Origin of the sequence: Corynebacterium pseudotuberculosis (assembly GCF_002155265.1) — a bacterium.
GTDB lineage: Bacteria > Actinomycetota > Actinomycetes > Mycobacteriales > Mycobacteriaceae > Corynebacterium > Corynebacterium pseudotuberculosis.
The window spans coordinates 1591842-1606303 of sequence record NZ_CP021251.1 but is presented as its reverse complement, the minus strand read 5'-3'; the positions used below and the strand labels follow the sequence as shown (position 1 = coordinate 1606303).

Genomic DNA, 14462 nt, shown 5'->3' with positions numbered 1-14462 from the left:
GCTACACACCCCCTTTATTTAGGGTCTCATATGCAGCAATCAGCTCAGCTCTATCCGCGTCTTCTATACGGATAGTCTTTCCTGCGCCGATCAAGGCGACAAAGCGGATACGGCCATCTCGATTCTTTTTATCTCGCAGCATCGCTTGATATAGCTCGGCAAAATGTCCTTCTGGGTAGGTGGTAGGCAATCCCACAGAACTAAGAATATTTTTGTGACGCAGATACAACTCATCTGTGATCAAGCCTCGGTTGCGCGCCAATGCTGCCACAAACATCATTCCCACAGATACAGCGTTACCGTGCCGCCATTCATATTTTTCTTTTAGCTCTACTGCGTGACCAAAGGTATGTCCATAATTAAGGATCTCCCTCTGCCCTGCTTCCCTTAAATCTGAAGCAACCACACGAGCTTTTACGGCCACAGATCTGGCAATAAGTTCAGGCAAATATCCTTCTACGTTGAAACAGGCTTCCGGATCTTCTTCATACAGTGAAAGAATCTTAGTATCCGCGATAAACCCCGTTTTAATGATTTCTGCTGAACCGGAAATTTTTTCCCGATCTGGCAGCGTGGCGATCATGTCTAGATCGATAAAAACTCCAGAAGGCTCATGAAAAGCCCCTACCAGGTTTTTTCCGGCTGACGTATTGATCCCGGTTTTCCCTCCCACGGCTGCATCCACCATTGATAGAAGCGTGGTCGGCACGTGAATCACGGCAATCCCCCGCATCCAGCAAGCCGCGACAAATCCTGCGAGATCAGTCACCGCACCACCGCCAAGGCTGATGATTACGTCTTTGCGCCCAAAAGCTTTTCTTCCCAATACATCCCAGCAGTCACCAGCCACATTTAAGTTTTTTCCGTCCTCAGCATCGGGAACGGTAATGATTGTTGCTTCTTTACCTAGAGCTTCAATCGCCCCTACTAGTTTTTTAGCCGTCTCTCCCATCACCGGCTGGGTAATGATGGCAGCCTGATTCGCCCCCAGCTGGCTCATGCTTTTGGCAACGTCTTTAAAAAGATTGTGTCCTATCGTTACCTCGTACGGTGATGCTCCGTTGACTTCAATGGTTTGCATATTTTCCCGTCTTGTACTGCGTGAAAAGGAAATCGAGAATAACTTTTATGTCAGTGTTCTTTAATTGACTCTAAATAACCAAGTATGTCTGAGACTACTCGCTGCGGGCCTCTGCCAGTGGTGTTAGAGCGATGCCGTGATACCTCGCGATACAACGGGCGTCGAGTTTCAACTAGCTCACGATAGTGAGCAATAGGGTCCTGTGCTTGGAGAATCGGCCGGGAGTTATCTGCTCCTGTTCTCTGCGCTCCCTCCTCCGGATCCACGTCTATCCATATCACAGTATGTCCGAGCAATAGATTCCGAGTGAGAGGACTTAAAACTGCTCCTCCCCCCAAACTGACTACTCCGGAGGTACCAAGGGCCTCTCGCACTTTAGACTCTTCAAGTTTTCTAAATTCGGGCTCACCTATCTTGCTAAAGACAGCACCGCATGATTGTCCTGTGGATTGTTCTATCAAGGCGTCTGTATCCACAAAATTAGTGTGTAGCGCATTAGCTAGCCGCTTACCTACTGTGGTTTTTCCTGCTCCTGGTGGCCCCACAAGCACTACTAAGGGATGCATTTTAGGAACAGATTGTTCCACAGTGCATTCCTCAAGCTCTTGCATTGCAGGATCGTTAGGAATCATAGTCTGATTAGGCATTGTCCCTCTTAGCTTTCCGTATCAAAGCCTAGCCGGCTCTTTACATATTCTAAATAAGAATTTACATTCCGTTTAGTTTCTGTAACTGAGTCTCCGCCAAACTTCTCCAGCGCGGCACGAGCCAATACCAATGCCACCATCGACTCCGCGACCACACCTGCTGCGGGTACAGCGCAAACATCAGATCGTTGGTGAATCCCCGTTGCGGGTTTCCCATCTGTCATATCTATAGTTTTCAGAGCACGAGGAACCGTTGATATGGGTTTCATGGCTGCGCGCAAACGTAAAGTTTCTCCGTTAGTCATGCCACCTTCTAATCCACCCGCACGGTTACTCAGACGTTGAATACCATCAGCAGTACGCACGATCTCATCATGGGCTTCGGTTCCTCTACGACGAGCCTCTTCAAACCCATCACCGATCTCAACTCCTTTAATCGCTTGTATGCTCATCAACGCAGCTGCCAGCTGTGCATCAAGACGATCATCACCAGAAACATGTGAGCCCAACCCGATAGGTAGACCAGAGACCACTACTTCAACGATGCCTCCGAGCGTATCTCCTTGTTTCTTTGCCTGTTCGATCTCACTCACCATGGAGGATTCTGACACCGCATCCGCGGCGCGCACTGGTGACGCATCAATTTTATCCAGGTCCGCGGCAGAAGGCAGTGGGCCTTCATAGGGTTCTGAGCGTCCAATGGAAACGACATAAGAAATCACGTCCACGTTGAATACTTCACGCAAAAGAGCTCGGGCTACGGTTCCTGCAGCTACCCGTGCGGCAGTTTCCCGAGCAGATGATCTCTCCAAAACTGGCCGTGCCTCATCAAAGTCATATTTGATCATCCCGGAAAAATCAGCATGTCCAGGGCGCGGGCGCGTTAATCGAGCACCGCGACCCGAATTCATAGCATCTATAGCCTCTTGATCATCAGGATCCAATGGGTCAGCAGCCATGATGGCCGTCCATTTAGGCCATTCAGTGTTGCCGATCATAATAGCGATCGGACTTCCCAAAGTCTTACCGTGACGGACTCCGCCAAAAATTGTCACCTCATCTGCTTCAAATTTCATGCGAGCCCCTCGGCCATATCCAAGTCTGCGGCGCGCGAGTTGAGCAGAAATATCTTCCCTAGAAATAGAGACACCGGCGGGCATGTTCTCAAGCATGGCAACCAGCGCCTGACCGTGAGATTCTCCTGAAGTAGTCCAACGAAGCATGGTACGCATTATGGCATGAAGGCATGACATAAGCCCCCTTTCGGTACCAAAATGGCACCCATCCCATTGCATGAGACACCTTTAGGGGGTAACCACATACGATAATGCCGTGGACAGGAGCATCGCTGGACCATGCGGGATGCGTATTATGTGCCGCTGAGCATGCTCGCCATCAGCATGACTCTTCTTTTTCTCGCGTCGCGCCAGGATACCCTGAGTTTTCTCATAAAAGTACATCATGGTTCCAGCACATAAAGTGACAAGCTGGGCCGCTATCATCGCATATACCACGGCTAACGGCGAATGCATCGCCGCAGAGGTACCGGTGATGAGCGCTAGTTTAATATCGCCACCGCCTATGACACCTTGCAGGATTATTCCTAATAAGAAATAAGTCCCTCCCCATATCATCCCGTCTAATAACCAGCTCAGCTGCCCAGCTCCTACAGACCCCGCAACGATACCTACGATCACGGGAATAGTAAGTATGTCCGGTATCGTGCGCTGCCATAAGTCTTGAAAGCACAAGACACCTGCCCACACCAAAATAATCAGGGCTACCGCTATTTCAGCGCCCCCTCCTAGCATTAACGCATTATGTTGTTCCCCCATGGCGTTAACACTAGCGTTTTAGCTTTTCGACGTCTGCTATTTTCTCTCACCGCTTTATTTCTCCGGAGCTATATTCAGAGCCTGATATAGAGCTGATCTCATTACGTCGCGCGGAGCATCTTCTCCGGTAAAGAGCTTAAATTGCGTAAACGCCTGATGAGCAAGCATCACATGACCGCCTACTATAGGAGTGCCGTGAGCACTTGCTGCTTGAGTTAGCGGGGTGGGCCATGGAGAATAAATCACGTCAAGAAGCGGAGCATGAATAACCTGCTGTGCTAGATTGCTGCTTCCTTGCGCCGGAATGGTGGAAACCGTTACAGCAGCTTTTGTAGCAAACTCACTTATATCTTCATCAAGACGGACAAAGTTTAAGGACGCATCCGTGTCTTCTAAAAGAGGATAAAACTCTGAGCTACGATCACTGCGGTTAGCTATTGTGATATGTCTAATTCCAGAAAGAATCAAAGCCCACACGGCAGGCCTTGCTGTTCCTCCTGCGCCAATGACCAGCGCTTGCTCCCCCTGAAGCGGAGTGAGATCTTCAGCAAATAATTCGCCAAGAGCACCCACTACCCCATCAACGTCTGTATTATCCGCGAGCCACCCAGCATCCCTGCGCACTAGAGTGTTTGCTGAACCGATTCGGAGAGCTCTAGGAGTGGCCTCTGAAGCGTATTCCAGCGCAGCAAATTTTGCCGGCATAGTCACAGAAAATCCTTGATACGTGCTATCTGCATTGTCTATTAGATCAGGCAATTGCTTATCTGTGCACAAAATTCGATCGTAACTCCAATGGGTTAGCCCCAGACTCCGGTAACCAGCGTTATGCAAAACAGGAGATAAAGAGTGATCAATGGGACTTCCCAGCACCGCAGCCCGATGTGTGCTTGTTATTGAAGATGCTGTTGATGCAGGAATTGTGGTCATAGTAGCCAAGTATAGAAAGAGCCTCCTGCTACGTCTCGTGTTCAGCACAAAGTGCTGTCTGAAACGTAGCCGGAGGCTTTCCTATTAGGATCCCAGCAGCGTTAACGGTTGCTATCTAGAACGCCGTTCTGGATCGAATCACGCGTTGCACGTTGATGATCATCGAAGTTATTGCTAAATACTGTTGTTCCATCGTGATCGGTGGTGACAAAGTAAAGCCAATCGCCAGTTGCTGGGTTTTCCATTGCGTCGATAGCTTCTTTGGAGGGACTAGCAATCGGAGTCGCAGGCAGGCCTTCCATGGCGTATGTGTTCCATGCAGTCTTTTTCCCACGATCTTCATCCGTAGTAGCCACTTCTTGCTCGCTAAGTCCGTAGTTAACAGTGGAATCAAATTCCAGCTGCATTGGTTTAGCCAGGCGATTCAAAATAACTCGAGCGACTTTATCAAAGTCCCCCGCAGGTGCTTCTCGCTCCACGAGTGATGCCGCAGTAAGCAAATCGTACGGCTTAATTCCCATGGCGTTAGCGCGTCCTTCTACATCTGTGCTTTCAAACTCTTTAGCACCACGAGTAACCAAATCATTCAAGATGCCCTTGGCATCGTTCATGGGGTTAACGATGTACGTTCCAGGAACGATAAGCCCTTCAAGGCGCTTAGGATCATTACCCCGAGCCTTTATTGCTTCAATCGCCCATGCAGGAACTCCCAACTCTGCAGGATCTGCGGTCCCCGCTACTTTCTGAAGTTCCTCTGGAGCAATACAGTTTGGAGATCCCTGAGTACAGGTTACGTCGGAAATCATGGAATAGATCCCCTTGCGGGTATTCCCCTTAACCACTGTGACATCTAACAACGTAGCGCCACCGGGGATTCCCAAGGCCTCGACTTTGTTAGCAGGATCAAGGAGGGCCTTAACAGCCTCAGCTGCGCTCATATGCTGTTGCAAACGATAAAAGCCCGGTTCAATGCGGCTAGCATTAGGATGGGAAAACGCGGCGGCTTGGAAAGCATTATTCGTTGCGACTACCTTGCGCTTTTCCAGCTCAGGCCCTAGCTCTGAAAGGGAGGATCCCTCGGGAATTTCCACTAACTCATAGTTTCCGTTACCGGCTCCCTTGTAGTCTGATCCACCGTTAAAAATATGCACACCAATATAAGTAACAGCACCAATGATCAAAACAAGTGCTGCCACCAAAACAGCTAGGCCACGCTGACGGCGCTTGACATACTTACTTTCCATTCGCATCGGTCAACGCCTTTCATTCGGGGATTCTGGATTCAAAGCTACTTCTGGGGAGTCTGAGTCATCTGTGTAGCCGTTTTCTGTCGAGCCTGCCACATCATTCCGCTCTTTATATGCGTGTCGACCATCCAACCACGATTGTAAAATCTCTACTGCAGCAGCCTGATCAATCACTTTTCGCCCTGTTTTCTCAGAAATGCCGGAAGCACGAAGGGCCTGCGTAGCAACGACCGTGGTCAGCCGCTCATCAGCTAACCGCACGGGAATCGAAGATTCTGAGGCTTGAAGACGTCGAGAAATCCTAAAAGCTATGTCTTTGGCATGCTTCACACTCTTGGAACCATTTCCTTTGAGATCCCGAGGAAGCCCTACTACAACCTCAACCACGGCGTACTCACGGATAATTTCCAACAGCCGATCTATATCCCCTTGATCGCGGTCTCTCAATCCTGTTTTGCGAGGCACAGTTTCCACTGGCATTGCCAAACGAGCATCTCGGTCAGATGCAGCCACACCGATTCGCACAGTGCCTACGTCAATACCCAATCGTCGCCCATTTCCGGGATCATCAATACCAGGGGTATCGGGGGTAATTGGCATAGGTATCCTTTAAACTCTTCTAGCTACAACCTGAACTGAACACCTATGCATGGCACAACGTCTTCAGCAAAAGAACGCTTATACCTGCACAAAAGGTGAATCACTCAAAAACTACGTTCCAAAGAATGGAACAGGACATAATAACGTTACCTTTTTGTAACAGGGTGCGTCCAACGGTCATTAATTCAGTCTCAAGTTTGCACACATAGGAAGTTCCATAAAATGGTTTTTCGCAACCACAGCTCAGAGCCTCAATCCGCCATGCACAAAAGGCACTATTCCCCAGAAAGATCTTATTTCTTTTGAGAACAGTGCCTCTTGCGCTGCGCTTTGCAGCCTAGTTGCGGATCTCATCCTTAATAGCAGCAACACCGGAATCAAAGCCCGCAATGTCTCGGGCAGACCCCTGAGCCATATCCGGTTTACCGCCACCATTACCTTGGATGTAACTACCAAGTACCTTGGCCAGATCGTTGGCTTTCACGCCTTGTGCGACTCCAGCCTTAGTTGCAGCAACCACAAATGGCGTCTTACCTGTGCCGTCTTCCGCAATCAATGCAATCACAGCTGGTTTATCCCCTAGTCGCGATTTCAGATCAAGGGCCAAAGCACGCACATCGTTGCTAGAAACGTTTTCCGTTAGACGATGCGCCACAACGCTTACCCCGTTTACTTCATCAGCATCGGTCAGGAGCTTAGCTGCTTGATTACGCAATTGTGCTGCGCGTAGATCGGCAACGGCTTTTTCCGCTTCTTTTAGCTTCTGAGTGAGAGATGCGATCCTTTCAGGAATATCGTCCGTCTTGGATTTCATCGAGGCAGCGATTCCTTCAACCAAGGCCTTCTCTTTTGCCAAATATTGGAAAGAATCAAGACCAGAATATGCTTCGATGCGGCGCACACCAGAGCCCACAGAAGACTCTCCAAGAATAGATACTGGGCCGATCTGTGAGGAATGCTCGACATGTGTTCCGCCACAGAGTTCCATTGAGAATGGCCCACCGATTTCAACAACACGCACAGTAGAACCGTAGTTCTCACCAAACAATGCCATAGCCCCCATAGCTTTTGCCTCATCAAGTGAGGTTTCTATGGTGTTCACAGTCCAGTCAACGTCTACCGCTTGATTAGTAATCAACTGAATTTGTGCAAGTTGATCAGCCGTGAGCGCCTCAGTGTAGTTGAAGTCAAAACGAAGATAGCCTGGCCTATTGAGGGAACCTGCCTGGACCGCTGTGGGGCCGAGCACATCGCGCAGCGCGGCGTGAATCAGATGGGTAGCTGAGTGTGCTTGACGCGCGCTATGACGCCATTGCTTATCCACGTTCGCGGAAACCGTATCGCCGATGCTCAATCCACCTTGCGTAACGGTTGCCTTGTGAACCCATAGTTTCTTGCCGATCTTCTGCACGTCGTTAACGTTTACTATGGTATCGCCCATAATAATCGTACCGCGGTCTCCTGTCTGACCGCCTGCCTCGGCGTATAGCGGAGACGCCTCTAAGATAATTTCGACTTCATCACCAGCGGTAACCTCGTTTACCTTAGCGCCTCCGGCGATCATACCTAGCACCTTTGATTCCGTGCTGAGTTCGCTATATCCCGTGAACTCGGTCGGATGCTCGTCTACCCATTCACGGTAGATACTGAGATCCACATGTCCGTGCTTTTTAGCACGATTATCAGCCTTGGCGCGCGCACGCTGCTCAGCCATGAGTGAATCAAAGCCTGCTGTGTCTACTTCTAGTCCAGCCTCAGCAGCCATCTCCAGAGTCAAATCGATAGGGAATCCGTAAGTATCATGCAGTTTGAATGCAGATGCGCCGTCGAGAAGCTTCTTTCCCTCGGTTTTAACCTCGTCTGCTTTTTCCTCAAAAAGCTGCGTCCCCGAAGCTAAGGTTTTAAGGAAAGCTTTCTCTTCTGTAAGGGCAACCTTTAAAATACGCTCACGATTTTCCGCAATCTCGGGATAGGACGGCGTCATCGTATCCATAATGGTGTTCATGAACTGTTCCAGCGTATTCCCCTTAGCCCCAAGAAGATGCGCGGAACGAATAATACGGCGCAAGAGACGGCGCAAGATATAGCCGCGTCCCTCATTGCCTGGAGTAACCCCATCAAGGATCAGCATCATGCCGGTACGGGAGTGATCCGCAATCACTCGGAATCGGATGAGATCCTGGTGTGGGGCACCTTCACCGTAGGAAGCACCCGTAAGTTTCTCTGCTACATCGATCACTGGACGCAACAGGTCTGTCTCATAGACGTTATCTACCCCTTGGAGAATACAAGCGACGCGTTCAACTCCCAGACCGGTATCAATGTTCTTTTTAGGTAGCGGACCGAGAATCTCAAAGTTGTCTTTTCCGATTCCCTCGCCACGCTCGTTTTGCATAAAGACCAAGTTCCAGATCTCCATGTAACGATTGTCGTCGGCGATTGGGCCGCCTTCTTTGCCATATGCAGCACCGCGGTCATAATAAATCTCAGAGCACGGACCACAAGGTCCTGGAATGCCCATCGACCAGTAATTATCCGCCATCCCTAGTCGTTGGATGCGTTCCGTGGGAATCCCGATCTTTTTGTTCCAGATATCGGCGGCCTCATCGTCATCAAGGTAAACGGTGACCCAAAGGCGCTCTGGATCAAGGCCAAACCCACCTTCAGCTACAGAATCTGTGAGCAACGCCCACGCATGGGTAATAGCGCCCTCTTTAAAATACTGGCCAAAAGAAAAGTTGCCGGCCATCTGAAAAAACGTGTTGTGGCGGGTCGTAATGCCGACTTCTTCAATATCTAGGGTACGAACGCACTTTTGAATCGACGTGGCGGTGCCATTGGGAAACGGCGGATTCTGTTGACCTAGGAAGTATGGCTTGAAAGGAACCATGCCAGCGTTTACAAACAGCAGGTTCGGGTCATCCAAGATCAGCGACGCACTTGGCACAGCCTGGTGGCCAGCTTTAACAAAGTGATTGGTGAAGCGTTCCCGAATTTCATGGGTCTGCACGGCAGTGTTCCTCGCTTGTTGTCTTGAGAATCTAGTAATGCTCACGAGGCAAGCAGCGGCTTTCTAAACCATCCAGCATCACACGCAACTACGCCTCATGAGTCCCTTCTTCGCCCTATGCGGGAGAATATAGGTAGTCGGGCTACTACTCTACCCGCTCGTAGCTCTGATTCCATTCCGGCTCCCTCAATAACCACTGATTCCCCCTCAAGAAATAGCTCAGAAGGCTAAAACTACGAGGGGCGAATCATACGGCGAAGCCGACCGATGTAATCAGAAATCCGTTTTTCTGCCCCGTGTTTTGTGGGATGATAATACACTGCATCATCTAATTCAGCTGGCACATAACGTTGTTGTACCACCCCACGTGGATCATCATGTGGATATTTATAACCCACCGCATTCCCTAGCTGCTTTGCCCCTGCATAATGCCCATCGCGTAAGTGAGCCGGCACTGGGCCAAATTTTCCTTTTTTGATGTCTGCAAGAGCTCCGTCTACTGCACAAATCACGGAATTAGACTTCGGCGCAGTAGCTAGATGAATTGTTGCTTGAGCTAGCGTTATCCGGGCCTCGGGCATTCCGATCAGTTGAACCGCTTGCCCTGCTGCCACAGCTATCTGTAAAGCAGAAGGATCAGCCATACCTATATCTTCACTAGCATGAATTATCAATCGACGCGCGATAAATCTCGGGTCCTCGCCCGCATCAATCATTCGAGCTAAATAGTGCAACGCAGCGTCCACATCTGAGCCTCTAATTGACTTAATAAAGGCACTGGTTACATCATAATGTTGGTCACCATCGCGGTCATAACGAACAATGGCCCGATCTACGTTCTCTTGAATAGTGTCAACCGTAAGCTGCTCATCATCGGAAATAGCCTCTGCTGCGGCTTCAAGATACGTAAGTGCCCTGCGAGCGTCCCCTCCTGCGAGCAGCACCAGCTGTTCAAGAGCCTCATCTGTGACGTGGATCCGCGATCCTAGGCCACGGGAATCCACGATGGCACGTTGGAGCACTTCTTTAATGGCCCCCGAATCTAACGGCTGCAATTGCAGTACCAAAGAACGAGAAAGAAGCGGAGAGACAACCGAAAAAGAAGGATTCTCTGTCGTAGCAGCGACCAGAAGCACGGTTCTATTTTCTACAGCAGCGAGCAGAGCATCCTGCTGTGTCTTAGAAAAACGGTGAACCTCGTCGATAAATAGAACAGTCCTTTTGCCGTGGATAAGGCTACGTCGGGCCTCGTCGATAACCGCACGTACCTCTTTTACACCAGAATTCAGCGCCGATAAACCAACAAAATGGTGACCAGTGGCCGTGCTAATGAGAGACGCGATAGTAGTTTTACCGGTGCCCGGCGGCCCATACAAAATAACGGATGCTTCACCAGCTCCTTCTATAAGACGACGCAACGGTCGCCCTGGCCCCAATAAATGCTGCTGCCCTACCACCTGATCAAGCGAACGAGGACGCATTCTTGCAGCTAGAGGAGAATGCACGCCGGCGGCGAAGACTTCAGATTGAATCTTGTCTCTTTTTTCCCCTGTAGTAAAGAGATCTTCCATGCTGTGTTCACTCCTCCTCTTTGAGCTCAACACAAACTTGATAAGCTACAGCATCCCGTGAGTTTTAAGAGAGCCTTCAAATAGGTCTATGAAAAATAGAGAGGTGCCAGTATATCCCTAGCACCTCTATACGATGGGAACTTAATAATTACTCGTTTTCTTTAACCAACGTTATTTTTAAGCTATTAATTGAGCTTTTCTACGAGCTTGCCTGCAAAATCCGCTACCACGGGGAAGCGTGAGTCTGACTCACGACGAGCAAACCTGTACAAGGCTTCAAATGTTTCATACAGGTCTCTTCTGATCAAGAGAAGGGCCTCTTTGTCCTCATCAAAAACGGTATTTTCTTCGTCTTCTGCATCAGCGATACGGAAAATATCTTGCAGCAAAGTGTTTCCTGAATTCGTGAGCCTGGTAACTATCGCGTCAACGTTCATGGACTCTGCTCCATCAGAGACCATTCCTTGATAAAGGTCTTCAAACGCCTCGTTGTCGTATCCCATATGCATCATCGCCACGGAGGAAAACGCCCAACCGACCAGCGCAGTGAGAATACGAGCATGGAGTCTCGAAAGATTCCGAACATTGGGCCACATATCGGCTACCTGCTGAGCCCAGGAGTCGATAAAAATGTCCGCCTCGTCATCCATGACTGGACGAGCAAAAAGGAACTGCGGGAAACCCGCGACCACGCATGCAACGTCAAAAGCAGCATCGCGGAACCCAGCCCACTCATAATCTAAGAAGTGTGTTTTATCGGAAACAATGATGTTGTCTGGGGACAGATCAAAAGGTGTGAATGCTCGATGCTGCCCTGAGGTCAAGCGGCGTCGGGCATTATTGGCAAATTCCTTTACTACCTCTGGTACAACGATTCCCTGCTGCTCAATGAGTTTGATGCCTACCTCGATATACATTCGGAGTAAACGCTCACGGAAATCGTGCATTTCCGTGATCTCAGGGTGTTTGGTCAGCATTCGATGCAACAAGATGTCAAAATCTTGCTCTTTGGATGCCGTTCCTACATGCAATTTGCCTATCGCTTCTCCTAAGTTACGGAGAATCTCAATACGCAAATCCGAGTTTGAGCTATCCAGCAGGTCAGCAAAAGTATCACCATCGCCAGAATCCGAAATCACGAGGATATGCTCATCAACGTCATATGCCAGTAGCACTGGGCCTGGTCGGACTTCTTCGCTCAAGGAAGTCGTGAACTGATAAGAAACCACTTCCCGCATTAACGTGGATTCGTCGATAAGCCTCCCCGTTGGAGGAATATATTTAAGTACCACCGAACGTTGCTGTAAAAATGGCGACGGCGCAACCCTAGCCCTAAGCACAATTGCAGTACCAGAGCCATTGAGCTGTTCTACTTCTAATAATTCTTGCCGACCACCATACCGCTTTGAAAGTAGCTCTTGTGCTGCTTCCACTATAGATTCGACGGATGTTTTGTCTTCAACATGGTCAACGACCATTTGGACACCAAGTTTGCTGTTCTTGCTCATTCGGCCCATGTGCACTGCCCTCCTCGAGCATGTCGTGCTGCACCCGAGCCGAATTATCGGCGCACAACCAAACAAATCGACTCGGATGATGATCGAGGCAAGCCTCGGTAATTCTCACAAAATGCGGGATCGCTTAATACCAGACTATTCCGCAGACTTCTTCTTAGGTTTGAAATCTACCCCTGTCTCACGACGCTGTTCCAGTGGGATCGGCGCAGGAGCATCGGTGAGAGGATCAACTCCGCCACCGGATTTAGGGAAGGCAATGACGTCACGGATAGAGTCGAAGCCGCCTAGGAGCGAAACGATGCGATCCCAGCCAAAGGCGATTCCTCCGTGTGGCGGAGCGCCAAAAGCAAAGGCGTCAAGCAGGAAGCCAAACTTTTCACGAGCCTCTTCCTCCGTGATACCCATCACTTTGAAGACGCGTTCTTGCACATCACGGCGGTGAATACGAATCGATCCTCCGCCGATCTCGTTGCCATTACACACGATATCGTAAGCATAGGCCGTAGCCTCTCCGGGGTTCTCATCAAAAGATTCCAGCCATTCTGGCTTTGGAGAAGTAAACGCGTGGTGCACCGCTGTCCACTTAGAATGTCCAAGAGCTACATCGCCCGAAGCAGTAGCGTCTGCAGAAGATTCAAACAAAGGAGCATCAACAACCCAGGTGAAAGCCCAATCGCCATCCTTGATAAGGCCCAATTTGCGAGCGATCTCACCGCGAGCTGCACCAAGAAGAGCTCGGGAACTCTTGGTATCACCGGCCGCAAAGAAGATGCAATCGCCTGGTTGTGCTCCAACATGCGCAGCGATTCCTGCGCGCTCTGATTCAGTAATGTTCTTGGCTACCGGACCAGACAGCTCCCCATCTTCTCCCACCAGAATGTATGCAAGGCCTTTTGCACCACGTTGTTTAGCCCACTCCTGCCATGCATCAAGCTGACGACGTGGTTGTGAAGCCCCGCCCTCCATGACCACAGCACCCACGTATTCGTTTTGGAAAACCCGGAAGGTGGTGTCTTTGAAATAGTCAGTGCACTCTACGATCTTGATATCAAAACGCAGATCTGGCTTATCAGAGCCATAAAGACGCATAGCATCGGCATACGTCATGCGCGGGATCGGGGTAGGAATGTTATAGCCGATGAGCTTCCAGAGTTCGCTAACAATCTCTTCTGCGAGGGCGATGACATCATCTTGGTCGACAAAGCTCATCTCAATGTCAAGCTGAGTAAACTCTGGCTGACGATCAGCACGGAAGTCCTCGTCACGGTAGCAGCGTGCAATCTGATAATAATGTTCCATACCTGCAACCATCAGCAGCTGTTTGAAAAGCTGTGGCGATTGTGGAAGCGCGTACCATGAACCGGGCTTCAAGCGAGCAGGTACTAGGAAATCTCGCGCACCTTCGGGCGTGGAACGAGTCAAGGTGGGAGTCTCTATCTCCACAAAATCATGGGTATCGAGCACTCGTCGTGCTGCCTGGTTAGCTTTTGAACGCAGGCGCAGTGCTCCGCCCTGAGTAGGACGTCGAAGGTCGAGATAGCGATACTTGAGTCTTGCCTCCTCTCCCACTTCCCCGCCGCTTTGAGATGCATCATCGATTTGGAACGGCAGTGCTGCTGCTTCATTCAAGATCTCAAGATCGTTAACATTAATCTCAATCTCACCCGATGCCAGGTTAGGATTCTCAGATCCTTCGGGGCGAGCTTCCACCACACCAGTAACCTTGATACAGAATTCACTGCGTAAATGGTGAGCTTTCTCAGCGACGTCGTTCTCACGGAAGACCACTTGAACAAGGCCGGAAGAATCCCTCAGGTCGATAAAGATAACGCCACCGTGATCACGACGGCGAGAAACCCAACCAGTGAGGGTAACAGTCTGCCCAGCGGTATCCTTACGGAGATCACCCGCGAGATGAGTGCGCAACACGTGCACCAAATCCTTTCGCTTGTGCGGATTCAATCCGCCCTTTGCTTATCAACTGCTCGATTCTACCCCTTGAGGTACGGCACGCGCGACAGTGG

General features: G+C 50.0%; 11 protein-coding genes. All 11 read right to left on the bottom strand.

The annotated features are described in order from the left end of the window. Position 1 precedes the first annotated feature (1 nt). Positions 2–1081: a 3-dehydroquinate synthase gene (gene aroB / locus CpATCC19410_RS07470; RefSeq protein WP_014367126.1), complete on the bottom strand. Its 1080-nt coding sequence runs from the start codon at positions 1079–1081 to the stop codon at positions 2–4. A 50-nt stretch (positions 1082–1131) separates the two neighbouring features. Beyond that, positions 1132–1728 carry a shikimate kinase gene (locus tag CpATCC19410_RS07465; protein ID WP_013241999.1) on the bottom strand — a complete coding sequence of 199 codons (597 nt, stop codon included), beginning with the start codon at positions 1726–1728 and terminating at the stop codon, positions 1132–1134. 8 nt (positions 1729–1736) lie between these two features. Next, positions 1737–2951: a chorismate synthase gene (aroC, locus tag CpATCC19410_RS07460; protein WP_014522829.1), complete on the bottom strand. Its 1215-nt coding sequence runs from the start codon at positions 2949–2951 to the stop codon at positions 1737–1739. Between the two features lie 81 nt (positions 2952–3032). Next, positions 3033–3563, bottom strand: a complete 531-nt coding sequence (locus CpATCC19410_RS07455) for a prepilin peptidase (protein ID WP_013242001.1) — start codon at positions 3561–3563, stop codon at positions 3033–3035. A gap of 54 nt (positions 3564–3617) precedes the next feature. Next, entirely contained in the window at positions 3618–4493 is an 876-nt protein-coding gene (locus tag CpATCC19410_RS07450) for a shikimate dehydrogenase (RefSeq protein WP_013242002.1), read from the bottom strand. 101 nt (positions 4494–4594) lie between these two features. Beyond that, positions 4595–5743 (bottom strand): endolytic transglycosylase MltG, encoded by a 1149-nt coding sequence (gene mltG / locus CpATCC19410_RS07445; RefSeq protein WP_013242003.1) that lies wholly within the window; start codon positions 5741–5743, stop codon positions 4595–4597. Between the two features lie 3 nt (positions 5744–5746). Beyond that, positions 5747–6340, bottom strand: coding sequence for a Holliday junction resolvase RuvX (gene ruvX / locus CpATCC19410_RS07440; protein WP_013242004.1), 594 nt, complete (start codon positions 6338–6340; stop codon positions 5747–5749). 337 nt (positions 6341–6677) lie between these two features. Then, a complete protein-coding gene (gene alaS, locus CpATCC19410_RS07435; RefSeq protein WP_013242005.1) occupies positions 6678–9350 on the bottom strand; it encodes an alanine--tRNA ligase in 2673 nt (890 codons plus the stop codon). Between the two features lie 233 nt (positions 9351–9583). Further along, a complete protein-coding gene (locus tag CpATCC19410_RS07430; protein ID WP_013242006.1) occupies positions 9584–10921 on the bottom strand; it encodes a replication-associated recombination protein A in 1338 nt (445 codons plus the stop codon). A gap of 185 nt (positions 10922–11106) precedes the next feature. Next, positions 11107–12438, bottom strand: coding sequence for a phosphotransferase family protein (locus tag CpATCC19410_RS07425; RefSeq protein WP_013242007.1), 1332 nt, complete (start codon positions 12436–12438; stop codon positions 11107–11109). A gap of 135 nt (positions 12439–12573) precedes the next feature. After that, complete coding sequence (gene aspS, locus CpATCC19410_RS07420) at positions 12574–14367, bottom strand: aspartate--tRNA ligase (protein ID WP_014300723.1); 1794 nt, start codon at positions 14365–14367, stop codon at positions 12574–12576. Between the last annotated feature and the right edge of the window lie 95 nt (positions 14368–14462).